This is a genomic window from Hymenobacter artigasi (genome assembly GCF_012275535.1).
Classification (GTDB): Bacteria; Bacteroidota; Bacteroidia; order Cytophagales; family Hymenobacteraceae; genus Hymenobacter; species Hymenobacter artigasi.
In genome coordinates this window covers 79,117-103,043 of sequence record NZ_JAAVTK010000013.1, presented here as the reverse complement: position 1 = coordinate 103,043, position 23,927 = coordinate 79,117, and the positions used below count along the sequence as shown (strand labels likewise).

Annotated in this window: 21 protein-coding genes; 10 read left to right on the top strand and 11 right to left on the bottom strand. The window is 61.0% G+C overall.

Annotated elements, in window-relative coordinates:
- Positions 1 to 99 precede the first annotated feature (99 nt).
- The 4 genes from HBN54_RS18305 (at position 100) to HBN54_RS18290 (ending at position 3,818) form a co-directional block, all read left to right on the top strand.
- Positions 100 to 1,143, top strand: coding sequence for an SDR family NAD(P)-dependent oxidoreductase (locus tag HBN54_RS18305; RefSeq protein WP_168674673.1), 1,044 nt, complete (start codon positions 100 to 102; stop codon positions 1,141 to 1,143).
- 451 nt (positions 1,144 to 1,594) lie between these two features.
- A complete protein-coding gene (locus HBN54_RS18300) occupies positions 1,595 to 2,386 on the top strand; it encodes a hypothetical protein (RefSeq protein ID WP_168674672.1) in 792 nt (263 codons plus the stop codon).
- 123 nt (positions 2,387 to 2,509) lie between these two features.
- Positions 2,510 to 2,980, top strand: coding sequence for a hypothetical protein (locus HBN54_RS18295; protein ID WP_210428109.1), 471 nt, complete (start codon positions 2,510 to 2,512; stop codon positions 2,978 to 2,980).
- Positions 2,952 to 3,818: a tetratricopeptide repeat protein gene (locus tag HBN54_RS18290; RefSeq protein ID WP_168674670.1), complete on the top strand. Its 867-nt coding sequence runs from the start codon at positions 2,952 to 2,954 to the stop codon at positions 3,816 to 3,818. The genes HBN54_RS18295 and HBN54_RS18290 overlap by 29 nt, the downstream gene beginning before the upstream one ends.
- Before the next feature lie 101 nt (positions 3,819 to 3,919).
- Here the strand turns inward: HBN54_RS18290 and mutM are convergent, their stop codons facing one another.
- From mutM to HBN54_RS18275, 3 genes are all read right to left on the bottom strand, one after another.
- Positions 3,920 to 4,774 carry a DNA-formamidopyrimidine glycosylase gene (gene mutM / locus HBN54_RS18285; RefSeq protein WP_168674669.1) on the bottom strand — a complete coding sequence of 285 codons (855 nt, stop codon included), beginning with the start codon at positions 4,772 to 4,774 and terminating at the stop codon, positions 3,920 to 3,922.
- 206 nt (positions 4,775 to 4,980) lie between these two features.
- Complete coding sequence (locus HBN54_RS18280; RefSeq protein WP_168674668.1) at positions 4,981 to 5,895, bottom strand: PhzF family phenazine biosynthesis protein; 915 nt, start codon at positions 5,893 to 5,895, stop codon at positions 4,981 to 4,983.
- A gap of 133 nt (positions 5,896 to 6,028) precedes the next feature.
- Complete coding sequence (locus HBN54_RS18275; RefSeq protein WP_210428108.1) at positions 6,029 to 6,952, bottom strand: M48 family metalloprotease; 924 nt, start codon at positions 6,950 to 6,952, stop codon at positions 6,029 to 6,031.
- 20 nt (positions 6,953 to 6,972) lie between these two features.
- On the opposite strand from HBN54_RS18275, the gene HBN54_RS18270 reads away from it, so the two are divergent.
- The 4 genes from HBN54_RS18270 (at position 6,973) to HBN54_RS18255 (ending at position 9,610) form a co-directional block, all read left to right on the top strand.
- Positions 6,973 to 7,170, top strand: coding sequence for a hypothetical protein (locus tag HBN54_RS18270; protein ID WP_168674667.1), 198 nt, complete (start codon positions 6,973 to 6,975; stop codon positions 7,168 to 7,170).
- A gap of 138 nt (positions 7,171 to 7,308) precedes the next feature.
- Complete coding sequence (locus HBN54_RS18265; RefSeq protein ID WP_168674666.1) at positions 7,309 to 7,773, top strand: hypothetical protein; 465 nt, start codon at positions 7,309 to 7,311, stop codon at positions 7,771 to 7,773.
- Between the two features lie 31 nt (positions 7,774 to 7,804).
- Positions 7,805 to 8,320, top strand: coding sequence for an MOSC domain-containing protein (locus HBN54_RS18260; RefSeq protein ID WP_168674665.1), 516 nt, complete (start codon positions 7,805 to 7,807; stop codon positions 8,318 to 8,320).
- A gap of 84 nt (positions 8,321 to 8,404) precedes the next feature.
- On the top strand, positions 8,405 to 9,610 hold the full coding sequence (locus HBN54_RS18255; protein WP_168674664.1) for a DUF4394 domain-containing protein: 1,206 nt from the start codon (positions 8,405 to 8,407) through the stop codon (positions 9,608 to 9,610).
- 330 nt (positions 9,611 to 9,940) lie between these two features.
- Here the strand turns inward: HBN54_RS18255 and HBN54_RS18250 are convergent, their stop codons facing one another.
- Positions 9,941 to 11,341: an RtcB family protein gene (locus tag HBN54_RS18250; protein ID WP_168674663.1), complete on the bottom strand. Its 1,401-nt coding sequence runs from the start codon at positions 11,339 to 11,341 to the stop codon at positions 9,941 to 9,943.
- A gap of 796 nt (positions 11,342 to 12,137) precedes the next feature.
- Positions 12,138 to 13,661: a TROVE domain-containing protein gene (locus tag HBN54_RS18245; RefSeq protein WP_168674662.1), complete on the bottom strand. Its 1,524-nt coding sequence runs from the start codon at positions 13,659 to 13,661 to the stop codon at positions 12,138 to 12,140.
- Between the two features lie 787 nt (positions 13,662 to 14,448).
- Here HBN54_RS18245 and HBN54_RS18240 point away from each other — a divergent pair.
- Complete coding sequence (locus HBN54_RS18240) at positions 14,449 to 15,351, top strand: histone deacetylase family protein (RefSeq protein WP_168674661.1); 903 nt, start codon at positions 14,449 to 14,451, stop codon at positions 15,349 to 15,351.
- A gap of 126 nt (positions 15,352 to 15,477) precedes the next feature.
- On the top strand, positions 15,478 to 16,491 hold the full coding sequence (locus HBN54_RS18235) for a J domain-containing protein (protein ID WP_168674660.1): 1,014 nt from the start codon (positions 15,478 to 15,480) through the stop codon (positions 16,489 to 16,491).
- Positions 16,492 to 16,538: 47 nt separating this feature from the next.
- On the opposite strand, the gene HBN54_RS18230 is transcribed toward HBN54_RS18235, so the two are convergent.
- From HBN54_RS18230 to HBN54_RS18205, 6 genes are all read right to left on the bottom strand, one after another.
- Positions 16,539 to 17,417, bottom strand: coding sequence for a hypothetical protein (locus HBN54_RS18230; protein WP_168674659.1), 879 nt, complete (start codon positions 17,415 to 17,417; stop codon positions 16,539 to 16,541).
- Positions 17,418 to 17,604: 187 nt separating this feature from the next.
- Positions 17,605 to 17,901: a putative quinol monooxygenase gene (locus HBN54_RS18225; protein ID WP_070730927.1), complete on the bottom strand. Its 297-nt coding sequence runs from the start codon at positions 17,899 to 17,901 to the stop codon at positions 17,605 to 17,607.
- Positions 17,902 to 17,973: 72 nt separating this feature from the next.
- The gene (locus HBN54_RS18220; RefSeq protein ID WP_168674658.1) at positions 17,974 to 18,897 is read right to left on the bottom strand and encodes an alpha/beta fold hydrolase; all 924 of its coding nucleotides are present in this window, start codon (positions 18,895 to 18,897) and stop codon (positions 17,974 to 17,976) included.
- 100 nt (positions 18,898 to 18,997) lie between these two features.
- The gene (locus HBN54_RS18215) at positions 18,998 to 19,591 is read right to left on the bottom strand and encodes a TetR/AcrR family transcriptional regulator (protein ID WP_168674657.1); all 594 of its coding nucleotides are present in this window, start codon (positions 19,589 to 19,591) and stop codon (positions 18,998 to 19,000) included.
- A gap of 695 nt (positions 19,592 to 20,286) precedes the next feature.
- Positions 20,287 to 22,635, bottom strand: coding sequence for a T9SS type A sorting domain-containing protein (locus HBN54_RS18210; protein ID WP_168674656.1), 2,349 nt, complete (start codon positions 22,633 to 22,635; stop codon positions 20,287 to 20,289).
- A gap of 482 nt (positions 22,636 to 23,117) precedes the next feature.
- Complete coding sequence (locus tag HBN54_RS18205) at positions 23,118 to 23,846, bottom strand: PD-(D/E)XK nuclease-like domain-containing protein (protein WP_168674655.1); 729 nt, start codon at positions 23,844 to 23,846, stop codon at positions 23,118 to 23,120.
- Positions 23,847 to 23,927 lie beyond the last annotated feature (81 nt).

Here is a 23,927-nt window from a genome sequence, read left to right as displayed (position 1 = left end):
ACGCCTTTCCACGCATCTTTCGTGCCAGCGAACCCCGAAAATTCGGGCCTCCCCGGCTCAGCTTGCAACCTTTGGGCCGCTTTTTCCATACTACTGACCATGAAACAAGCCAAACGCTCGAAATCAAACTGGCTGCTGGCCGCCGGCCTCGGCGCGGCCACGCTGGCCGCCACCCTGTGGGGCAACCGCCGGGGCTCCTACGACCTGAGCCGCCGCGTGGTGCTCATCACTGGCGGCTCGCGTGGACTGGGCCTCGTGCTGGCCCGCCAGGCCGTGGCCGAAGGCGCCCGCGTGGCCATCTGCGCCCGCGACGAAGCCGAGCTGGCCCGCGCCCGCCAGGACCTGCTGATGGCCGGCGCCGCCGAGGCCGACGTGCTCACGCTCTCCCGCGACGTCACCAACGCGGTCGAGGTACGCACGATGGTAGCCGAGGTCGAAAGCCGTCTCGGGCCGGTTGATGTGCTCGTGAACAACGCCGGTATCATCACCGCCGGCCCACTGGATAACATGGATTCGCGCGATTTTGAGGAGTCGATGGCCGTGCACTTTTGGGCGCCGCTGCACGCCATGCAGGCGGTGCTGCCCAGCATGCGGCAGCGCGGCGCGGGGCGCATCGTCAATATCTCGTCGCTGGGCGGCAAGGTGGCGCTGCCCCACATGGCCCCGTACAGCGCCAGCAAATTTGCGTTGGTGGGCTTGTCCGAAGGCTTCCGGGCCGAGCTGCGCCAGCACGGCATTTCGGTGACCACCGTGTGCCCCGGCCTGCTGCGCACCGGCAGCCAGGACCACGCCCTGGTGAAGGGCCAGCACCAAAAGGAGTTTGCCTGGTTCAGCATCGCCGATGCGCTGCCCGGCTTCACGCTCAGCGCCGAGCAGGCCGCCCGCCAAATCTGGAACGCCTGCCGCCGGGGCGACGGCGAGGTGATACTGTCGCTGCCCGCCAAGTTTCTGGCGGCCTTCCACGGCCTGCTGCCCGGCACCACCACCGACATTCTGAGCTGGATGAACCGCGCCCTGCCCGCCACCGGCGAAAGCGCCGCCGCCAACGTGCGCCGCACCGGCTTCGAGAGTGAGTCGGACATTACCCGCTCGCCCCTCACGGCGCTCACCCGCAAAGCTGCCGCGAAAAACAACGAGCTATAAGCCCGAATACCCCGAATAGGCAATTCGGCCCGCCAAAACAACTCCAAGCGGATTGTTCTGGCGGGCCGAATTGCCTATTCGGGGTATTCGTTTTTACGGCGTATCCTGCGCCTTGCGTATTTCCGTTGAGCTTGTTCTAGGGCATCGATTTCGGTCGCGGCATTGCCATGCCATTAACCGCTGCGAAATCCTGTTTCCGGGACTGCTGGCGTGACTGTAGTGGCTGCTGGGCATTAGCACTTGGACGACGGGCGGCGATTTGAGCTGTTTCTGAGCAGTTGTATACTGTTGCAACTTCTGGTGGGCTTCATCAAGATTGCCTGATGATTTATCGCGGCTGGGGCTCACGGCTACTCAGTGGGCTTGCGTGACGGGCCTGGGGTATTATGTTTGAGGGTGAAACAAAAGCAAATCAATAAACAAAACGTTTCAATTTAAATACAGCACACTTATGGAATTATACGAAAACAGAGTGGTTTTATTCTTGGACATTCTAGGGTTTCAGAAAATCATAGACGAAACCGTCGTAAAAGAAAAGGAACAAACCGAAAAGGTTAGGCATATCATTGAAGCTCTACAAGAGATGAAGAATATAGTTTCACTAATACCAAAAGAAACTTCAAAAATTGTTACCCAATTTTCTGATTCAATTGTAGTTTCCTTTAAAGAAGATGACACCAAAGAAATTTCAACTTTTATTGGAAATATAAACCGAATGATTGTGGCATTATTCAGCAAAGGAATTTTATGTCGAGGTGCAATTTCCTATGGGAAGCTATTTCATAATGATGAATTTGTATTGGGGCCAGCGTTGGTAGAAGCATATCAAACTGAAACTGAAGCTGCTATTTACCCTCGTGTAATATTTGACAAGTCTGTGCTTGATATAATGAAATCAAATTATACAGCAAATAGTACTCATTCATACCGCGCCGTTCATTTTGACAGTACAATTGGCTTACATTCCAAAAAAGACTCAGATGATAAGTATTTTATAGACTATTTCGCAAATGCAAGTCAATACCTAGAAAATGAATCTTTGGTAAATTATTACAGCAGCATGCGTTCAATAATAATTAATGGGCTGAAGCATAAATCAGCAGGTGTGAAGGCTAAATACGGATGGATGAGAAATAAATACAATAAGATTGCGAAGGACTTCATTGCAATTGATAGTGAAGAGGGATTATTCTATAAGCGCGATGACATCAAGCTAATAACTGAGTCGTTCAAGATTCTATAGCTGTTCTTTACATAGCATCCCCTTATGCTCCGCTACTATGGCCTCAACCTTAGCCTGCAACTTCTGCGCCGAATCGAGGCCCTTTTGCCCATGCTAAAAAAACGAAAGAGGAACGCCAGCACAATGTTTTCCCTCCTGTTATTGTCGTACCTACCCGCCCACGCCCAGTACCTCCCATTCCACGAAGGCGAATACCTCGACACCACCACCACCCGCAACCCCGCCTGCGCAAAGACCATGACGCTGCCCTACTTCGCCATGGATGGGAAGTACCCGCGCAGCTCGGCCACGCTGGTGCGCGAGGCCACCGCCTTTCTACAGCGCGGCAGCCGCAAATTCAATGGCAGCGGCTATATCACTTTTCGGTTTGTGGTCGATTGCGCGGGGTATCGGCAACCGATGACGCAGGTGCTGCAAACCGATGCGAGTTACGCGGCCATTCACTTCCGCCCGGAGCTGGTGCAGGAGCTGTACGCCTTTCTGAAAACGCTGAAGGACTGGCGGATGGTCACCTATAGCGGCCACGCCGTGAGCTACTTCACTTATTTAACGTTCAAGCTAACCGATGGAAAAGTGGTGGCCGTTATTCCTTAGCCTGCTGGCTCCGGCTTGTCGCGGCTATGGCCAGGCACTGGCTGCCGCCGGCAGCCCGCCGCTGGCGGCGGCGTGTGGCAGCAAAGCCTATCAGGACACCCTCGTGGCCCGGTACCTCGACCGGGGCGCGCACCGCGTCAGCTACCTCAGCCCGCAGTGGGGGCAGTATTGCGACAGCCTGATTGCGGCCTGTCCCAACATTGCCTACGCCTACCAGCAGAAGGCCATGCCGCTAATTAAATGCGGCGACTACGCCCAGGCTTTCCCACTGGTAGACAAGGCCGTGGCGCTCGATGCGAACCGTTGGATGGCCTACCGGGGCTTCCTCAAGTGCATTTTCACGAAGGACTATACCGGGGCCCTTGCTGATTTCCAGCGCGTGGCCAAGCTCAAGCCCAACGGCCGCGAGATGGACCACACGTATCCGTTTTTCGAGGGTATTTGTGAGCTGGAGTTGGGGCATTACCAGCGGGCCGAAACCGCGCTGGCCCAGGATATGGCCTTGCAGCGCGGCCCCGACGGCCAGGGCCCGGTTCACTTCAACACGCTGTTCTATGCCGGCGTGGCGGCCGCCCGGCTCAAGCAATCCACCCAGGCGCAATTCTACCTGCAACAATGCCTGAAAGCCTATCCGCAGCATCCGGAGGCCAATTATTACCTGGCGCTCACCTACCAGGCGCAGGGCCAGTCAGCCCTGGCCCGCCAGCATCTGGAAGCCGCGCAACGGGCCCTGATTGGAGGCTACCGACTGAATGAGGACAATATATTCTACGCCAACTACCCGGAGCAGATAACGGAGTTCGAAGTGACGCAGGCGCTAAAGGAAATCAATGGATAACCAATTGATTTACAAAGTTTTTACGCACCATATTACGCAATTTCTGTCGACACAAAAACTGGTTATTCTTCGGGCATTACCCGGCGGGCATCGGCCAAGACTCAACCGCCGGCGGCCTGGGCGGCAGGCACTAAAGTGGGCGCAGGCTGGCACTTCGGGCAGAGGTAGGTGGCCCGGCCGCCCACGTAGTATTTCTCGATTTTCACCTTCGGGTGGCGCGGGCAGAAAGTGTGTGCGTCGGAGCCGGGCGTGGCCGAGTCGTCCCACTCGCGGGCGTGGATGAGGAAGCCCTTGGGGAAATATTTATAGTTGGCCTCGTGGGCGATGGCCGTGGTGAGCACCAGCTGAATGGCGGCGTGGAGGGCTTTAAATTCGGTTGAGGATAACGAGGCACCCAGCCGCTCGGGGTGAATTTTGGCCTGAAACAGCACCTCGTCCACAATCCAGTTGCCGAGGCCGGCGGTGATGCCCTGGTCGAGGAGCAGCGGCTTGAGCAGCGTTTTGCGGCGGCTGAGTTTGGCCTGCAATTCGGCGGCGGTAATGGCGAGGGCATCGGGGCCGATTTTTTTGGCGGCCTGGTGGGCGGCGGCGCTTTCGGCGAGGCGGATGCGGCCAAATTTGCGCGGGTCGATGAAGGCCAGGCGCAGGCCCGAATCGTCGAGGTGCAGAGCCACGCGGGTGAAGCGCGGGGCGTCGGGCTCGTCGCGGTAAGCGCCGATGTCGCCGGTCATGCCGAAGTGCAGCACGAGCACCTGGCCGTTATCGAGCTCCACAAAGCAGTTTTTGCCCAGGCGGCTGGTGCCCGTGATGGTGCGGCCCACCAGGCCGGCGCGAAGCTGGTCTTCGGGCGTGGCCAGCACGTGGGCATCGTTCACCTGCACGGCGGCAATGGTCTGGCCCACGGCAATTTCGTCGATAAAGCGGCGGTAGGTTTCGACTTCGGGTAATTCGGGCACTTGGGAAGGGTTGAGTTTTGAGGGTTGAGGGTTGAAAAAGGCCGTCATGCCGAGCGCAGCCGAGGCATCTCGCACGGAGAAGTAACTCAATCGATTGGTTTACTACTGCACGCGAGATGCTTCGGCTACACGGATGCCAGATGAAGCATGACGTTCTTTTTCTGGCTCATTAACAGAAACAAACCAGTCCCGGTTGCGCTTCCCTCCTACAAGCCTCCGCGCAGCCCGCCTTCCAGCACCACCACGCCGGTGCCGCCAATCTGCACTGATTTAATGGCTTCGCGCGGGCCGCTGATGCGAACCTGCACCGCGCCGGCCCGGCCCATGTCGTGGCCCTGCTCGGCAATGAACTCGGGCGAATTGATATAGCCGTGGTGCCAGAGGTAGGCCGCCATGCCTCCGGTGGCCGAGCCCGTGACGGGGTCTTCCGACACGTCGGGCGGGGTGCCGAAGTGGCGGGCGAAGGTGTCGCCTTCCGAAGTCGCGCCGCCCAGGCAAAACAGGTGCGGGCTGAAGAAGTCGCTGGTGGCGCGGTAGCGGCCCAGGCCGGCGGCATCGGCCACGTGAGCGCGGCGCAGGGCGGCGTGGTCGCGCAGCAGGACCATGAGCTGCGGCGTGCCGGTGCTCACCGTCTGGATGGGTGCGCCGGGCAGCAGGTCATCAGGGGTCAGGCCGAACAGCGGCAGCACCACTTCCGGCGCGTGCGTGGCCCCAAATATGGGCTGCCGCTGCGTCATCCAGACCAAGGCCGGGGCCCCGGGCGCGCCCGGTAGCACATCGACCCGAATGGGCCCGTGCAGCAGGTGCAGCGTGAGCGTGAGGCCCCCGCCGGAAGCGGGCAGCGCCACCCGGCCCGCGTGCAGCAGCGCCGTGACGGTGGCAATGGTGGGGTGCCCGGCCAGCGGAATTTCCTCGGCCGGCGTGAAGAAGCGCACCGTGAATTCGGTGCTGCCGGGCGCGGCGCGGTTCACAAAAGCGGTTTCCGACTGGTTGAACTCGCGGGCCAGGCGCTGGCGAAGCGCAGGGTCGAGGTCGTCGGCATCGAGCACCACGCCGCAGGGGTTACCGCGCAGGGGCTCGGTGGTGAAGGCATCAATCAGCAGAAAAGGAAGCTGGGACATAAGGCAGTGAATGGGGGACATGGGGAAACCGGCCGCGAAGGAACAACAGCCGGCCAGAATCAAACTCGCCGCCCCGCAAAAAAGCCGGCTCGCAATTACGCAGGCCGGCTTTCGATTATGGGCAAACGGCTCCTTACATGGTGTCGTGCAGCTTGGCTACGCGCTGGCCAGCCTTGTCATACACGTCGCCACGGGCCGTGATGAACAGGCGGTGCTGCTGGCCATCGGTGAGCACGTAAGGGAAAGTGTCGCTGGTGGTGCGCGTCACGCGGCCCACCACTTCGGCGTTGTCGTCCTCATCTACCCGCACCACTTTTAGGGCGTTGGTGAGGTAGTAGCGCTGGCTGGGGTCGTTGCGGAAGGTGAGCTGGCCCACGAGGCGCACGGCACCGCCAGTGTTCTGGCTCACGGCCACCATTTCGCCCTCATCATCGGCCGGGGCCGTGGGGTAGCGGCGCACCGGCGGCGCGGCTACCACGGCCGGGGCGGCCGAGGGCGCGGCCGCGCGGGCACTGGCCACCAGCTGCGCATTGGCCCGCTGCCAGCCCTGGCCGATGGCGGCCAGGCGCGGCGTGCGGCCGGGGTGCGTGGCCGAATCGTCGGCATCGGGCACGGTGGCCATGGCGGCCTGGGCCTGGGCCAGACTGGCCCCCAGCTTGCGCAGCACGAAGCCGGAGAATTCGTCGGCTTCCAGCTCATCGGCGGGCTGCGAGCCACCGGCGCGCAGGGTGTGGCCGTTGAGGTGGTGGCCCATCTCGTGGGCCAGAATGCTGATGCCGGCCCAGTCGGTGTGGCCGGCGCGGTTCACGGAATTCAGGAAATCGGGGTTGTAGAGAAGGAACCGCTTGCCGTTGTACACCACGGCGGCCGCGTTGTCGACTTCGCGGGTGGCGCGCAGCTCGAAGCGAGCTTTGAGGCCCACGGCATCGGTGATTTCGCGGATAACGTCGGTGGGCGCGGGGGCGGTCTGGGCCTGCGCGGGAGCAGTCAGGACCAGCGGCAGCACAAGCAGCAGCGGAGCCGCTAAGCGACTAATAAAACGAGGGAGGAAAGCCATATCGAAGCAGGAGAAGGGAAATGACTGTTAAGTACAAACCTGAAGGCAAGCGTAATGCCAGCTTTCAGCGCCCGCTGGTGGGCTTATTAGCAAGCGGATACCGGTGTAAAGCCCGCCATAACCAGCAGTTAAGCACCGCCGAACTGCCGCTAAAAATCAGCCAACGACGCGGGGCCGCTTTATTGCGCCATTGGCAATATAACCGGCTGGTTAAATAACGATTTTACCCCGCTGGCAGTTCATTAAAGGAGAGTCGTTGCCCGGGGAAAAGGGTTGCGTGATTCCGGCCGCTCACGGGCCCGGAGTAGCTTTGCGCCTCCGGCCGCCATCCCCCATTCCGTTTTCATTTCGCGTTGATGAACCAAGCCCACCTGCACCTCATTGTCAACCATGTGCCCATTGTGGGCAGTCTCTTTGCCGCCGTGCTGCTGGCGGCAGGCGTGCTAAAGCATAGTCTCGACCTGACCAAAGCCGGCCTGGTGGCCGTGCTGGCCGCTGGGCTGCTGTGCCTGCCGGCTCAGCTCACGGGCGAGGGTGCGGCGGCCATTGCCCTCAACCTGCCCCGCGTGAGCCGCGCCCTCATCCAGAACCACGAGGCAGCGGCCGAGCTGGGTTTCTGGGTGTTGGAGGCAGCGGCGGCGCTGGCCCTGTTTGGGTTGCTGCTGCTGAAGAATGGGTCGCCCAAAGCCCGCCTGCTGACGCTGGCGGCACTGGCAACGGCCGTGCTCAGCTTCGGCCTGCTGGCCCGGGCCGGCAACCTCGGCGGCCAGATTCGGCACACCGAAATCCGAGAAGGCTTTGGCACACCCGATGAGCTGTAATATCCCATAACCAAGCCCCCTACCCTTTCGCATGGCTTTTCCTTTTTTTGGCGACGATAAATCGACGGTGGCGCGCCTGTTGAGCACCCTGCCACAAACCGGCCACCTGGCCTGGATTGGCCAGCGCCCGCTGCGCCGCGAGCCGCTGGTGGCGGTGCCCGAGGTCGAATTAAAAACCGACTCCCACATGCTCGGCGACCATGCCCGGCCCAAGGCGGGCGGCAAGCGGCAGGTCACGCTTATTCAGCACGAGCACCTGGCATCGGTGGCGGGCTACCTGGGGCTGGATGCACCGCTGGACCCCACCCGCCTGCGCCGCAACCTGGTGGTGAGCGGCCTGAACCTGCTGGCCCTGAAAAACCGTCAGATTCATATCGGCGAGGAGGTTATTCTCGACATCACTGGCGAGTGCCACCCCTGCTCGCGCATGGAGGAAGAGCTGGGCCCCGGCGGCTACAACGCCATGCGCGGGCACGGCGGTCTCACGGCGCACATTGCGCAGGGCGGCATCATCCGGGTGGGCGATGCGGTGCGGGTGGTAGCGTAGCCGGCGCGGGCCGGGGCCAGTAACTTTCGGCAGCGGGTAGCCGTTTGCAGGACAGGCATTTTACCCGTTTTCGCTCCGATTATTATGGCTACTTCTTTACGTTCGTTTTCCGGGCTGGCCGGCATTTCGCTGGGCCTGGCCGTGCTGGCTGGCCCCGCCGCCCTGGCCCAGACGGTGTATGGGCTGGGCACGCTCACATCTCCCTATCTGGGCTCGCCGGCCGGATCGCAGGGCCTGGTTGCCATCAATGTGGCCAATGGCGTGGCCGTGGGCACGCCCGCTACCGTGGCCGGTGTGGCGGCCGGCCAGAGCCTGGTAGGCATGGATTTCCGGCCCGCCAACGCTCAGCTCTACGCCCTGGGCTACGACACGGCCGCCCTGGCCCCCGCCCCCAATGCCCAGCTCTACACCCTGAACCTGACCAGCGGGGCCGCCACGCCGGTAGCGCCCGCTGTGCGCCTGGAGCTGGGCCGCCGCACCGCCCGCATCGGCTTCGACTTCAACCCCGTGGCCGACCTGATTCGGGTGGTGAGCACTACCCGCGCCAACTACCGCCTCAGCCCTGTTACCGGCGCGCTGGCCGGCACCGATACCAACCTGGCCTATGCCAGTGGCTCGCCGGCCACGCCCGGCATTGGGGCGGTGGCCTACACCAATGCCTACCCCGGCGCGGCCAGCACCACGCTCTACGCCTTCGATGAGCTGAATAACGGCCTGCTTTCGGTGGTGAGCCCGCCCAATGGCGGCGTGCTTACGGCTCCGGTTACGGTGATGCTGCAGGTGCCATCGGGCACGTATGGCATTGGCTCACCGCAGGCCATCGATTTCGATATTTATTCCAATGCCGGCCTCAACCGCAACGAAGGCTTCCTGACGGAGGTGACGGCTGGCGGCAGCAGCAACTTCTACCGCTTCAACCTGACAACCGGTCTGGCCACGCTGGTGGGCAACACGGTACCGGCAGTAGTGCCCTTCGTTATCCGCGACATTGCGGTGGGCATTGGTGCGCCGCTGGCCACGGCCCCGGCCGCCCTGGCACGGCTGGCGGCGGTGTACCCCAACCCGGCCCGGGGCACGGCCACCCTGCTCCTGCCCGCCGCCCTGCGCGGCAACCAGCCCACGCTGGTAACCGTGACCGATAACCTGGGCCGCTCAGTGCTCACGCGCACCCTGGCCGCCGGCCCCGCCGAAGCCCTTGACCTGCCGCTGGCCAGCCTGGCCCCCGGCGTGTATTCGGTGCAGGCCCGCACGGCGGCTGGCCTCGTGGCCAAGCGACTGATGGTGCACTAAACCCCGCCGCTACCCGTCCTTTCTGGGATAAAAAGCACAGCGCCCCGGCCGCAATGGCCGGGGCGCTGTGCTGTGGGATACCCTTTCCCTGCAATTAAAAAACCTCCCGCCAAAGGCGAGAGGCTTTCCGAGCTATGAAAACAACTGTCCCCTGTAAGAGACACGCAGTTATGTACGCACGGCACCGGTCGTTCGGATTGCGGGGGAATTAACTGCTGCAACGCAGTTGCTGCCGAAGCAGGAGCTTCAGCTCCTGATTTCTAGCATCTGGCTGAACGCTGTTGAGCCGTTTTTCAGGATGAAAACCAACCAGCAACGAGAAACCAGCCATCAGGCCCCGTCCATCCGCACGATTTTGGGCGTGAAGGAGCCCAGCACATCCACCAGCTCGTGCTGGCTGGCCATCACAGCGTGGATGTCTTTGTAGGCCATGGGTGCTTCGTCGAGCCCGCCGCCGATGAGCTCGATGCCGTGGTCGGCCAGGTACTTGCGCACCTGGCTTTCGCCCAGCTCGGCCTTGGCGCGGGTGCGCGACATGAGCCGGCCCGCCCCGTGCGAAGCCGAAGCCAGCGACCCCGCCCCGTTCCGCCCCCGCACGATGAAGCCCGGGGCCGTCATCGAGCCGGGGATGATGCCGAGCACGCCCACGCCGGCCGGCGTGGCCCCCTTGCGGTGGGTGATGACCTCGCGGCCATCGGCCAGCCGCTCCTTCCAGGCGAAGTTGTGGTGGTTTTCCACTTTCGCCAGGGGCTTCTCGCCCAGGGCGCGGGCCAGGCGGCGGTGAATCTGCTCGTGGCAGGCCGAGGCATAGTCGCCGGCCAGGGTCATGGCGGCCCAGTATTCCTGGCCGGCTTCGGTGTCGAGGCCGAGCCAGGCGAGGTGCTGGGCTTCACCGGGCAGCTGGCACACGTCCTTGGCCAGCTTGGTGTAGCGCTCGGCGATGCCCGCGCCCAGGCCCCGCGAGCCGGAGTGCGAGAGCACGCCCAGGTACTGGCCCACGGGCACGCCCAACTCGTTTTCCGCCTCGGTGATTTCGACAATGCCGAACTCCACGAAGTGGTTGCCGGAGCCGGAGGTCCCCACCTGCTCGGCAGCTTTATCAAGCTTGTTTTTCAGAAAAGGAATTTCCTGAAATTCGGCCCGGTCCAGCACCGCGTGGTCCAGCCGCTGGCCCCGCTCGAAGCCCCGGCCGCTGCCGAAACGGGTATTTTCGAGCAGCAGGCTGCGCAGCTCCTGGGTGCGCTGGGTGAGGTACTTGGTCGGCAAATCGAACACCGACAGGGCCATGCGGCAGCCGATGTCCACGCCCACGGCGTAGGGAATCACCGCGTTGTCGGTGGCCAGCACGCCGCCGATGGGCAGGCCGTAGCCGTGGTGGGCATCGGGCATGAGCGCGCCGGCCACGGTCACGGGCAGTTTCATGGCTATTTCCATCTGATGGATGGCGCCCGGCTCGATGTGCTCGGCCCCGAACACGGCGTATTCCTTGCGCTCGACCAGAGCAATGTGCCGGTTGGGCGGGGGCAGCAGGGCGGCGGCCGTGTGGCTCCAGTCGAGGTGCGTGAGGTAGTCGCTGGGGTTGGCAATTAATTGGCCCAGCAACGCCAGCTGGTCGGTTTGGGAGAGTTTTTTGAGGTGCTTGCGCTGCAGTTGAGCCAGCGCGAGCCCGATGGCCCGGCCTTCGGGAAACCCGAGGGCGCGAAGGTCGTTGCCGCGTAATATGTTGGCCATAAAAATGGTTGTTGCACGAGGTGGAGAGGCATCAGTTGGCATCTCCATCGTTGATGAGAAAAAAATAAAACGGGCCGGGCAACAGGGCGCATCGTCGTGGTCATTTGCTCTACCAGACTGAGCTACCACCGGCAAGCCAGCGGGCGGGATTCGAACCCGCGACCCAACGAATCGAAGTAGGACGGTGCTACGGCACCAGCCCGTTTTATCAGTAAAAAAACCGGAGCAACAAGCGGCCCGCGCAACGGGCCCAAAGGCCCGACGTGATAGGGTCGGAGTAGCGCGGGCCTACGGCATCCGGCAGGTTGTTTAATTCGGCTTTCTCCGAAAATTCGGGGCAACAGGCGGCAGGCGTATAGTTTCGTCCGAAACCAAGATTTGGGACCAGGGCTCGAACCCGCAATTCTCCAATAAAGCAGAACTGGAAACAACCAGAAGTAACGCCCGCCTACGGCACCCGAACCATTCGGAATCAGCAAGGGTGGAACGGGGCCACAGGTATGGCCCCGCCCCGGTCGGCGACTGCCCCAGGTGGGCAGCCGTCTTCCTCATGTGTGCGGTAAGCTTTAGCTTGCCGGCTTTATTAGCAAAATATTGTTGTTCAGTCACTTCACGGCAAGCTAAAGCTTACCGCACAAAGCAGGGGGAATGAGCGGCGGGCCACATTTGATGAAGGGACTCGAACCCTCACCGCCGAAGCGGCCACCCAGCACCCGCGAAGTAGGCCACGCCTACGCCACCCTGCACCGCAGCGGCCGGGGGTTCCGCTTTATTGCCCGGCCGTTTTTTTTAGGATTTACAAATCAATTTTCTCGATTTCGCTCAGCGCCGAGCCGCCGTTATCCAGCGCGCTCAGCACGTCGAACACCCTATCGGACCAGCCGGCGATGAGGGCCACGCCCGTTTCGGGGCGCACCTCCAGCGGCACGGTGCCGTGCCCGGCCAGGTCGAAGAGGTATAGGCGGGCGCTGGGGGCCACGGTGCGGCGGTACTCGGCCCATTCGCGGGCCAGGGTGCCACCGTCGCCGGTGCTGTTCCAGAGCTGCACGTCAGTGAATAGCATCACTTTATCCACTACCTCGCGCCGTTCGCGCAAGTCTTTGATAACCAAGTGGCCGTTGGTAGAGTAACCCACCTCGCCTTCGCGGCGGTAGAACTCCTCCACGTTGCGCAGCACCGGCCCACGGGCCATACTGATGCGCTTCCACGTATCGCCGAACATGCCGGTAATCACGTTCTGGCAACGGCTCTGGAGCAGCATGCCCAGCACTAAGCTCACATCGTAGAGCAGCACTTTGCTGCGCGGCGAAATAGCTTTTTGCATGGAGCTCGACACGTCGCAGGCTACCACCACGCGGGTATCGGGCCCGAAACCGCGCAGGTTTACGGCACTGTGCGCGATAGCCGTTTCCAGGGCTGCCAGAACCGCTGCCACATGGCCACTTGGCAGGGCTTTCACCTCGCGGTAGGCGGCCAGGAAGCGGAACGGCAGCTGCTTGCTGCGGGCTACTGCAAACCGGTCGGCCAGGGTATCGCACACCCGCTCCATCGTTGCGGCTGATACGTTGGCTTCGAGGATGTTGCGCAGGTTACGCAACAGGGCCATGTAGCCCAGCTTACCACTGGTAATCAACGTTTCCCAGGTCTGGCGGACGGCCGTTTGCCGGTCCGCATCGGTGGCGTAGCTCCCCTGCCCGACCGCCGACAGCTCGGTTTCCCAGGTATAAGGCGTGGGCAGCTCGCCGCGCACCAATTGGTCGAAAAGGGCTTGCTGAGCCGCATCCTTGGCATTGGGGTGCACCAGGAAAAGGGCATCCCGCAGGCGCACGGCCCCGTCGCGGTCGTACTTGGCCAGCTGGTAGCCGTCGAAACGGTTGAAACTGAGCGCCAGGCCTTTCTGCAGCTGCTTGGAGAGGCGGTTGAGGACTTTGTTGCCGCTCCGGGCGTTGGCCAGGGCGTAGAAAGCCAGCAGTTCCGTTATTTCATCGGGGCGCTGCACCACGCGGGCCACCAGGCGGCTCACGAGGCTATCGCCGCGGTGCAATTGGGCCAGCTCCACACACAGCACCAGGGGCACAGTGCGCAGATTGAGACTCTCACGGGCATAAACCGCCAATTGCGCTACGAAAACGGGTTCGTTTTTGGCCACCAGCTCGCGCAAGCGCTGCAGGCGGGTATCGGCGTGTTCGTAGAACTGGTCGCTGAGCGCGGCGGTGGCCACGGCGGCGTACAGCTCCACCTGGGGCGTGAGGGTGAAGGCGGGCGCCCCCTCGTGGTTGACGGTGGGCGCGCTGTTTCGGGAGAAGAAATTGAAGCGCATAAATGAAAGGACTGAGGGTTAAATGTTGAGTGCTGAATTAGCTGATTTGAATTTTAAATCGACTCAAAAGGCCAATTTTATTTTTATGCAGCTAATTACTAATTTGAATTAGACGCACCTCTTCCGGGCAAATAAAAACGGATTTTTATTCAGGAATTAATGACACGAAAAAGCCCGGCTTTTGCGGGCCGGGCTTTTCTTTTTCGCGGGAATTACGCCGAGGTTATCGACGCATCCAACCAGGAAGAAAAGCACGACCGCGCCGGTTCAGCGAGCCGCCATCGGGGCGGAGCTGGGACTGTTTAGGCAGGTATTCGGGGCGGATACTGTGCATGAGTGGATTGAGCTAAGCGGTTGATAAACCGACGAACAACAAAAAACCCGAGCGTTGTGGGCTCGGGCGTGGCGGGTTTCAGCGAGGGCTGAAATCAGGCAAACATACCGAGCGGAGACAGCCGTTCTGGCTGCATCTTATCCGAATTGCTGGTGAATGGGAAGTGGCGGTACATGGCTGTTTGCTTTTGGTGCGACAAAGGTTAGCTATTAATTTTAATTGCGCAACTTATTTTAAAAATAATTAGCAATTATTTTTTCAGATTGAATTTATTTTTGGAAACATGAAGCTATTAAACGTCATGCAGAGCGCAGCGAAGCATCTTTACCGTCACCATTAATCCCCAATCCATTTAATTGCGTTGCGCAGTAAAGATGCTTCGCTGCGCTCTGCATGACATACGATTTACGTTTCGAAAAAACATCCACCCCCCATTCACAGTACCTGCGGCGTATGCCCCGCCTCGCCACTTCCGACCACTACACCCTCGACCTGCCCGCCGGCCACCGCTTCCCCATCGCTAAATACGCCCTGATTCGGGAACAGCTCCTGTGGCAGGGCATTGCCGAACCGGCCGATTTCTACGAGCCCGGCCTCTGCGCCGAGGCCGACGTGCTGCGCGTGCACACCGCCGCCTACTGGCACCGCGTGCGCGACCTCCAGCTTACGCCCCGCGAAGTGCGCAGCCTGGGCCTGCCGCAAAGCCCGATGCTGGTGCGCCGCTCGCTGAGCAGCAGCGCGGGCACGCTGCAATCGGCCCTGCATGCCTTGCGCGACGGCGTTGGACTGAACCTGGCCGGCGGCACCCACCACGCCTTCGCCGACCGGGGCGAAGGCTTCTGCGTGCTCAACGACCAGGCCATTGCCGCCGCGCATTTGCTGGCGCACGGGCTGGCCCGGCAGGTGTTGATTGTGGACCTGGACGTGCACCAGGGCGATGGCACGGCGGCCATTTTCCGCGACGAGCCGCGCGTGTTCACGTTCTCGATGCACGCCGGGGCCAACTACCCGCTGCGCAAGGAGCAGTCGGACCTGGATATTGCGCTGGCGCTGGGCACCGATGATGCAGCATATCTGGCGCGGCTCGCGGCCACGCTGGAGCCACTGGTGGAGCGCGTGCGGCCCGATTTCATATTCTACCAGGCGGGGGTGGATGTGCTGGCCACGGATAAGCTGGGCAAGCTGGCCCTCACCCCGGCGGGCTGCCGGCGGCGCGACGAGCTGGTGCTCGGCCTGTGCCACGCCCGCCACCTGCCAGTGGCCGTGAGCATGGGCGGCGGCTACTCCGAGCGGCTGGCCGATATCGTGGACGCGCACTGCAACACGTTCCGGGTGGCGTTTGAGCTGTGGCCGTAATGCACCCCACCCCCGGCCCCTCCCCTCCGGGAGAGGGGAGCCTGACGCAAGCAGACGACTGGCTCCCCTCTCCCGGAGGGGAGGGGCCGGGGGTGGGGTGAAGCAGTACAACTACCTTTGCAGCTGATGAAAAACCCTGATTCCGCGCATCCCGACCGTATTACGGTCCCGGTGCTGACCACTGAGCTGCCCACCGGAACCCTCGCGCAACAAGCATTCCGGCAGGCTATTCTGGACGTGGAGAACCTGCGCGAGCGGCTGCGCGACCTGCGCGCCGAGCAGGCCGAGGCCCGGCGGCGCTACTGGCAGCAGGTGGGGCCGGCGGCCACGGCCGTGGTGGCGGCCCGCCACGCGCTGTATGCGCCACTGGAGGAAGCCCTGCTGCTGAGCTACTTCAGCCGCCTGGAAGAAGCCCAGATTACGGGCGTGATTCTGGGCAATGCCCACAACCTGGAAGACCGGTTTGGAGAGGATGAAGCGGCCATTATCCGTAAATATGCCCCGGCCGGGCACCGCCCTGCAGCCGCCAAACCCGCCGCCGAGCGCAAGAAGCCCGCAGATTCGGCCCCGGAGTTTGTCCCCGACCCCACCCTGCCGCCGCATGAGCAGGCTGCCGCCGCCGCCCGCGCCCGCCGCAAAACCAAGGCCCAGCGCCAGCAGGAAGCCAACGCGCAGGCCGACCAGAAGCAGCTCGAAACCAACGCCAAAACCATCTACCGCCAGCTGGCCCGCACCCACCACCCCGACCTGGAGCGCGACCCCGAAAAGCAAGCCGACAAAACCGCCCAGATGCAGCGCATCACCGAGGCTTATGAGGCCGACGACCTCTACACGCTGCTGCAGCTACTAGCTGAATCGGCCCCCGCCGACGCGGCCGCCGATGATGTATTGGCCCGCTACACCCGCGCCCTGCTCCAGCAGCAAATTCAGCTGAAGCAGGAAATGAACGAGCTGAAATACGGCCCCAATGGCTTTGCCATGGCCTCGGGCAAAAAGCAGGAGCTGGAGCTTCGCCAGCTCAAGCGCGACCTGCGCGCCGAGGCTGAATATGTGCAGCACATCGACCGGATGATGAGTGACGCCGACGGCTTGCGTGATGTTTTGCGCCAGCTTGCCGCCGAGGGCCTGGACAGCATCTAGCGCTGCCGCTGAGCAGAGGCTCGGCGCCGTCCTGATTTCAGCCGAAATCAATCGTGGCCTTTGGGTTGGTGCTTGCTGAGGTACGCCAGTCGGCCATCGGTGAATAAGTTGTGGAAATACGCCACGGCGATGGCAAATACCACGGAAAACAAGCTGAGCAGCGCGTTATAATACACCGGGGCCAGCAGCGAAAACCGGATAAATACCGTCACCAGCACGAAGGCGGAATACCGGAAAACGTCTGGGTAATGCAGCGTGTACCGGAAGGCCACGAGCATGAATAGCAGGTCGGCAAAAATTAATATCATGTAGAACCGGTCTGCAGACTGCACCCAATGGCTGCTGCTAAACATGTGAAAAACATCGAATCCATACATGCCCAGCAGGGTGACGAGCACGAGCAGCGCAATGAATTGTTTCAACAATACGAATTGCATCTTGTCGCTTTCCTGCGTGATGGAACGGTGCCGTTGAATACCGTAGTAGACGTAAATCAGCAGGAAAACCAGCAGGGCACCCACACCATCGGCCACCATTTTATACACCGATTCGAGCTGGCTTTGCAGCGGAAGCTGGAAATTATAGTGCGAAAATTCTTTGAAAGAAGACCGCAACAAAATCAGGCTCAGAATTTCAATTTGCTTGCCGATGGAATTTGCAATGGATTCTGGAATAACAAATACCAGGCTCACCATTTCAAAAAACAACAACAGCGTAAACGATATTTCCACGGCTTGCAGGAAATGGATTTGGCCCCACATGCCCGGCAATTGCAATATGCCGGTGTAGTTGACCAAGGCCACTGCGATGCTCAACACAAACACCGTTACCAACGCCACGCTCAGCAGATAAGCCGTCCGCTTGCTTTCCCAGATGAGTTGTAGGGGTAAATAGGTTGCCTGTACGATGCGAGCCAGCAGTAGCATAAGTAGTATTCTATTTACAGAATTTACAGAATCATATATTGCTCAACAATAATGAACGCAAAAAAGCCAGCCACTCAGGCAGAAACCTGAACAGCTGGCTTTAGTATGCAACCCGGACGCGGGAAAATCTTATCGGGCAGCAGGCGCACCGGCGCGGCCCAATAGGAAACGGCCGCAAAGGGCGTGCTTACGCGCCTTTCGAGGCCAGAATGTCTACCATTTCGATGTGGGGAGGGCTGGCCCACAAATCGGCGTGGGTGCCCAGGGCGGCGGCTACCTGCCCGGCGAGGTGGGCTTTGCGGCCGGCTTCATCGGGGAAAGTATCGAAAATACCGAACGTGGAAGGCCCCAGGCGCAGGGCGTACCAGGTGGTCGTAGCGGGCTCCGCTTCGACGATGGGCAGGGCCCCGGCCAGAAAATCGGCCACGGTCTGCTCATGACCAGGTTTTACTTCGAGGCGAACTAACAGCGCAACTTTTACCATGACAGGAAGAAAATGAGTGAGATATTCCCTTACAACAAAAGTTGAGATGTTTTGGCGGTAAAGGGCTAAAAGCTACACGATGAAGCGCACCACGGATTGCACCACGCCGGCATCGCGCAGAATGCGGTTGTGGCCCAGGCCGCGCGTGGCGTGCAGCACCGCGCCGGGCCACGCGGCCACAATCTGCCGGCTTTCGGCGAAGGGGATGATTTCGTCGGCCTCGTCGTGCAGCACCAGCACCTTTTCGGCCCCGATGGACGGCCCCGAGGCGGCAGCGGCAAAGGAATCGGCGGGCCGGCCGGTATTCTGCTCGATGTGGGCCGCAAACCGTGCCACCACCCCCTGGGGCAGGTGCAGGAAATCAGCAAACCGCTCGGCCACCACCCGCGGCCCCACCGGCGCACTAATAAGCACGAGGCGCGGCAAGGCCGCCCCCGCCGGCAGCCGCACCGGCAGCCCCGCCACCGACGCCGCCCCAAACGAATGCGCCACGATGGCGCGCACCGCCCCCAGCGTATTCACCACCGCCTGCACGGCCCCACCGAAATCGGTGAGCGTGACCTGCCGGCCGCTCGATTCGCCGTGCGCGGGGCCATCGAGAGCCACCACGCGGTAGCCGGCCGCCAGCAGCGGGGCCACCCACGCCCCCCAAAAGCTGGCCCGATGCTCCCAGCCGTGCACCAGCAGCACCGCCGGGGCGGCGGCCGGGCCCCACTCATATACGGCCACGGTGCCCGTACTGGCCGCCACGGTGCGGCGGCGGGCATCGGCCAGGGCGGGGCCTTCCCAGGCCTTAAGGGCCAGGCGGCGCGGCGTCACAAACAGCCCCCAGGCCTGCCGAAATGCCAGCGCGGGCATGATGGCCCACTGCACCCGCAGCTGCCAGCGTAGCCAGCGCAAGCCCGGCGGCGGCGAAGGGTAACGGATTTTTGGAGCAGCGGGCAGTGGGGCATCGGTCATGAATAAGGAATGCGCGGGCGAATAAGTATTGGTCATGGGCGGAAGATTGTAGCACATGCTTCAGCTTGTGCGGCATCAGGTATTTTTCAATAATTCATTACTGCACAAGCTAAAGCATGTGCTACAAGCAGTCGAATCAGGTCAGCAGCTCCAACCGCAGCTGGCCCACTATTACCTGAAAGGGCGTTTCGTCGTGCACGCGGGCTACTTGCAGGGCCCCGGCCAGCGTGATGAGCACCTGCGCCGCCTTGGCCGCCGGACTGCCCACGAAGCGCAGGGTGCCCGTGGCCCGGCCCACGGCCAGCACTTGGGCCAGCCACTCGGTCAGCTCGCGGTTGAAGGTGCGGAGCTCGGCCTGCATGGGCGCGGGCAGGGTCCGGAAATCGGCCGCCAGCGCGCCAAACAGGCACACGCGCCGCTCGTGGCCCAGGTGCGTGTCGTACACTGCCAGCAGGGCTTCGAATTGCGCGACAGGCGGCAGGTCGGCCACACGGGGCAGGTCGCGCCACTTGCGCAGGCGCCGCAGCTGCCGGGCCACAATGGCCATGCCCAGGTCGTCCTTGCTCGGGTAGTGGTAATGAATAGCGGCCGGCTTCACCCCCAATTCTTTGGCCAGATGCTGGTAGCTGAAGGCATTGAAGCCGCGTTCCAGCAACAGCCCTTCGGCCAGGTCGAGAATGCGGGTGCGGGTATCAGCCGGGATGGTGGGGATTACAGGGGCAGTAGTCATTTCAGGACAAATATACTACTTACTTACTAATTAGTAAGTTTTTTTAATTAACACAAATAAGTCCTCTCCTGATTAGGAAAGGGCTTATTGAAAGAAACTGGGCAGAAGCAACCACTGTAAAAAGCCCGACGGACTAAGCGGTTTTTTTCCATTAACCCACACTGCGAAGTAGCCGCAGAGCGGCGCCAGGTTTGTAGTAGGGCGAACGGTTAAGGGATAAAGCCGCGTAGCGGTGACAGAAACGCAAGAAAATCTGTCACCGCTACGCGGCTTTATTCGTGTAGATAGCTGGTTTTCTACAAATCTGCCGCCGCTCTGCGGCTACTTCGCAACTCAGGTTAAAGCACAGGACTTACACGTAGCATATTTATCAAGCATTGGCTCAGAAATAAGCGTATCGGTGAGGCAATTAGTCGCGCTATTTGTGCAATTAATTTTGCACAAATAGCGTGACTTTACTTTGGCAAGTTGAGCTGATTGAGGCTTCCGGGATGTAGGGGCGGGGTCGTACACCCAACCGACAACCTGCCAAAGTAGAGCTGAGCCCCAGAGGGGCCAAATACCGGCAGTTGCTACTGAATTATACCAACAAAAGCCCCAGCGAAGCGACACTCGGCTGATAGCCTGATGAGTGTTGCGCTGCTGGGGCTTTTTTGTTGCAATCGCGCATTTGCGCAAGTCCCGACTCCGCAGAACTATTGCTTCAATACGCGCAGGGAGCGGCGGCCAGTGGCTGTTTCGTACTGTACCAGGTACACTCCCGTGGGCTGGCTATTCAGGTCGAACGGCAGGCTCGTGGTGGTGGCATCGGCTCGCAGGCGGAGTACTTCGGCCCCCAGCACGTTGCGCACTACTACCGGGCCGGTCAGGGCCAGGCCCGTGGGTAGCAGCAGGGCGAAAGTGCCGCTGCCGGGGTTGGGCGCAATGGTGGGCTCGGTCAGTGCCACGCCATCTACGAGCACCGGGGTTAGGTAAGTCATGGTGCCATCCAGGTCCGTCTGGCGCAGGCGATAGTAGGCGCGGGAAGCCAGCGGCTGCTTGTCGTGGAAGGCGTAGACGGTGGTGCTGCTGCTATTGCCGACGGCGGCCACCGTTCCCACGGCCTCGAAGCTGCGGCCATCGGTGCTGCGCTCCACGGTGAAGTCACGGCTATTTTTTTCGCTGGCCGTAGTCCAGGCGCAGGCCACTGCGGCACCTTCGCGGCGGGCGCTGAAAGCCGTGAGCTCCACGGGCAGCGGGTTGGCGCGCGAAGTCACGGCAAAGGGCGAAAAGCTGGTGATGCCCGTGCGCGACACCTTGTAGATGCCCGTGCTGGGACTGCTGGCGCTGGCCAGCGGCGTGGTGTCCCAGCTGCCATTGGTGTAGTGGCTGATGTGGGCCTTGTTGGTGGCAAAGTTGGTAACCGCATCCGCGCTGTTCCACTGCAGCGTCATGGCCACGTTGGAATTGCCGAGGACTTCCTCTTCTACCAACCAGGTTTTTTTCACGTTCTGGTTGGTTACGGGCGTGCCCACACCAGCTCCGGCACTGGTGTAGCCGGCATACATGCCATCGATTACCCGCACGCTGTACGCGTCTTCCACGCCGGTACCCGACTGCACGAGCGTGACGGGCGTGTAGGAAGTGGTGGTAGAGCCCACCGGAAACAGCACGGCCTTATTGTCGCCCGATACGGTGCGAACCAGGCTGCCCGTACCATTCGTAACGAGCAGCGGGGCCGTACGGGAGGGGCCATTGAAGTCGACGCCTTTTTGCAGCTGCAGGTTGTAGCTGTTCAACATCAGCGGCGATTTGTCGCCGTTGTCGTAGCTGAAATCAGAACGCACCAGCACCGGTCCGGCCAACGTCCGCGGCCCGTCGTCGCTCAGGTCCAGTGTACCGTAGGTGCCGCCGGTAATGGTCTGGACCGTATTAGTCGAGTTGATGTAGCTCACGGTGCTACCTGCGTCGAGCGAGCCCAAGGTCAGGCTGTTGTTCATATGCTCAATTTCCAGCGTGGCTTTGTCACTCAGGAATATTGTACCCACAATATTGTCGTTGGAGCCAACATACATGTAGCTGTTCTTTTTGCCGTCGCCCACCACAATTTTCGAGTTTTGCCCGCTGATTGTCCAGGTATTGGCCAGGCGCTTGGCCTTCTTGTTGTCGCCCTGCACGAAGTATGTGCAGTTATCCTGCGAGAAACTGACAGGCTCCGTGCCAGAGCCATCAATATTGGTACCCCAGCTGTTTTTCGAAGTCAGTTTCTTTTTGTCGTCGCTGCTCGAATAGTAGATGTTGGTTTGTGGCGTAATCACCACATCATCAATGCTCAGGCCGTTGCCGTTCGTACCCGAGTTGAAGTCGTACCCAAACCGCACCATAATCTCCTCGCCCACGGCCAGGTTCAGGCCCATCAGGGTCGTGCGTTTCACCCGGCGGTTGGTAGCAGCGTTGCCATCGCGCGGAGCGATGGCGGTAGAAGTTGACGGCGCGGATACGCTCAGCGCCGCTATATTTTCCCAGTTGCTGCCACTAAACACGGAGGTAATGGCCGATTTACTGCGCCGGTAATCAACCGTGACGGCGGCCGCCTGCGTGCGGCTGGAGTTAAACCACTGCTCCATGGCATACTCAATCTCCAGATTGGCAATGACCTTGGTAGAGGAGTTTTTCAGGCGAATGCCTACATAGCCCTGCCCGTTAGCGGTGGTGGTGCCGGCAATACCGCCCAGGGCGCGGTCGCTGCTGCCAGTGGCTCCGAAATGGTACCAAGAGGCCCCATGGGCAGTACCATTGGCATCAACCGACGAGGCATTGGGCCCCTCCGAGCCGTTGTCGGGGCCCAGTCGGGCCTGCGTGCCCCATCTGTAAGAGTTTTCGAAGTCGCCCCCGTAGTAGTCGAGCGTGTAGCGGGCATACACACCGGGCAGGGTGCTGTTGCTCACAAACAGGGCGTTGGTACCGGCCAGCCCATCGAAGTTCTGCTGGTAGGCCCCCAATCCAGCCGATGCAGCGGTGGGCGCATCGAAGAATTCGTATTGCGCATGCCCGGGCAGGGACATGAAAAAGAAGAAAGCGGCCGATAGCCAAACGAAAGTACCGGGTTTACTCATGTGGAACTGAGTTTAAGAGTGAATGGTATTATTTTACTAAATACTCATTTTAAGCATCCAGCATTACCATAAAGCTCTTATCATATTGCCATTTTAGCAAATAAGCCCAGCCATACTACCCCTGATAATATTATTAAGTATTTGAAAATCATTATAAAATACTTTATTATTACTTTATCATTTAAAAGCACTGTTCAATAGAATGGCGACAAAAATATAGGCATTATTTAAATAATATTTTGCATCAACAGCCCGATAGAATAGTTACGTAACAATCCTTTTTTGCGTCTATTCGCGAATACCGCCCTACTGGCTTATCCGAAGCCTGGCCTTCGGCTCCGGTGGTTATGCAGTCCGGCATTTCACACCTAAGGCCTTACAATCAGTTCCGTCTGCTTCGTGGCCAATTGAATTGTGCCGGGATGCGGGGGCTATTCGGCCGGCCGGTTTTCCTCGGCCTGGCCCAGCGCATCGACCGCCGCCTGCACGGCTTCGGCGCGGAAGGCGGGGGCGGTGCCGGGGGCTTTCAGCAGGCGCAGCAGGCGCTGGTATTTCTGGCGGCCCTCGGCCAGCATCTGCTCGCTCACCTCGATGGTGAAAACGCCGAAGGGCTCGTTTTTTTGCACGCCCACCAGCAGGAATCGCTCGGCGCGCAGGGCATCGGTGTAGAAGGCGGCCTGCCGGTCGTAGTCGTAGGCCGAGCATTGCCAGAGGAAATGGTCGGCGTCGCGGGCGCCGGTGGTTTTGAAGTCGATGATGGTGAACGGCTCGTCGGGGTGGGCCACCACGAGGTCGGCCCGCAGCTTGCAGAGCGTGTCGGATTCGGGCTCGGTGAAAAGCACGCTCACTTCGGAAGTGCCGTGCTCCAGCAGGCTGGCCAGCTGGGTGTTCAGCTTCACGCCCTCCACCAGCCACCACACCAGCGTATCGTTCAGGCCGGGCTGGCCGGCCACGTAGTCGGCGGGCTCCAGCAGGGCGGTATGGAAAGCGGTGCCAAAGCTCAGGGCGCCTTCGTTGGCACTGGTTTGGGGGCGGGGCGGGCGGCCGTCGAGGGCATCGCGCAGGCGCGAGAGGTCGGAATTGGCAATGGCGGGTAGGGCGCGGTAGGTGTCGTAGTCGAGGCGCAGCAGGTCGGGGCGCGGGGCGGGCAAGGTTGGCATAGGCCAATAACAGCATAAGCCCGCATTTAGTGGCAGGGCCGGGCCGCAAAAGCCGGTCTGACCACCCCCGAAAGACAGTCA

Coding starts and splice junctions, on each gene's coding strand:
- HBN54_RS18305 (WP_168674673.1), top strand. CDS start 100: ATGAAACAAGCCAAACGCTCGAAATCAAACTGGCTGCTGGCCGCCGGC.
- HBN54_RS18300 (WP_168674672.1), top strand. CDS start 1,595: ATGGAATTATACGAAAACAGAGTGGTTTTATTCTTGGACATTCTAGGG.
- HBN54_RS18295 (WP_210428109.1), top strand. CDS start 2,510: ATGTTTTCCCTCCTGTTATTGTCGTACCTACCCGCCCACGCCCAGTAC.
- HBN54_RS18290 (WP_168674670.1), top strand. CDS start 2,952: ATGGAAAAGTGGTGGCCGTTATTCCTTAGCCTGCTGGCTCCGGCTTGT.
- HBN54_RS18280 (WP_168674668.1), bottom strand. CDS start 5,895: ATGTCCCAGCTTCCTTTTCTGCTGATTGATGCCTTCACCACCGAGCCC.
- HBN54_RS18275 (WP_210428108.1), bottom strand. CDS start 6,952: ATGGCTTTCCTCCCTCGTTTTATTAGTCGCTTAGCGGCTCCGCTGCTG.
- HBN54_RS18270 (WP_168674667.1), top strand. CDS start 6,973: ATGACTGTTAAGTACAAACCTGAAGGCAAGCGTAATGCCAGCTTTCAG.
- HBN54_RS18265 (WP_168674666.1), top strand. CDS start 7,309: ATGAACCAAGCCCACCTGCACCTCATTGTCAACCATGTGCCCATTGTG.
- HBN54_RS18260 (WP_168674665.1), top strand. CDS start 7,805: ATGGCTTTTCCTTTTTTTGGCGACGATAAATCGACGGTGGCGCGCCTG.
- HBN54_RS18255 (WP_168674664.1), top strand. CDS start 8,405: ATGGCTACTTCTTTACGTTCGTTTTCCGGGCTGGCCGGCATTTCGCTG.
- HBN54_RS18250 (WP_168674663.1), bottom strand. CDS start 11,341: ATGGCCAACATATTACGCGGCAACGACCTTCGCGCCCTCGGGTTTCCC.
- HBN54_RS18245 (WP_168674662.1), bottom strand. CDS start 13,661: ATGCGCTTCAATTTCTTCTCCCGAAACAGCGCGCCCACCGTCAACCAC.
- HBN54_RS18240 (WP_168674661.1), top strand. CDS start 14,449: ATGCCCCGCCTCGCCACTTCCGACCACTACACCCTCGACCTGCCCGCC.
- HBN54_RS18235 (WP_168674660.1), top strand. CDS start 15,478: ATGAAAAACCCTGATTCCGCGCATCCCGACCGTATTACGGTCCCGGTG.
- HBN54_RS18230 (WP_168674659.1), bottom strand. CDS start 17,417: ATGCTACTGCTGGCTCGCATCGTACAGGCAACCTATTTACCCCTACAA.
- HBN54_RS18225 (WP_070730927.1), bottom strand. CDS start 17,901: ATGGTAAAAGTTGCGCTGTTAGTTCGCCTCGAAGTAAAACCTGGTCAT.
- HBN54_RS18220 (WP_168674658.1), bottom strand. CDS start 18,897: ATGACCAATACTTATTCGCCCGCGCATTCCTTATTCATGACCGATGCC.
- HBN54_RS18215 (WP_168674657.1), bottom strand. CDS start 19,591: ATGACTACTGCCCCTGTAATCCCCACCATCCCGGCTGATACCCGCACC.
- HBN54_RS18210 (WP_168674656.1), bottom strand. CDS start 22,635: ATGTCCCTGCCCGGGCATGCGCAATACGAATTCTTCGATGCGCCCACC.
- HBN54_RS18205 (WP_168674655.1), bottom strand. CDS start 23,846: ATGCCAACCTTGCCCGCCCCGCGCCCCGACCTGCTGCGCCTCGACTAC.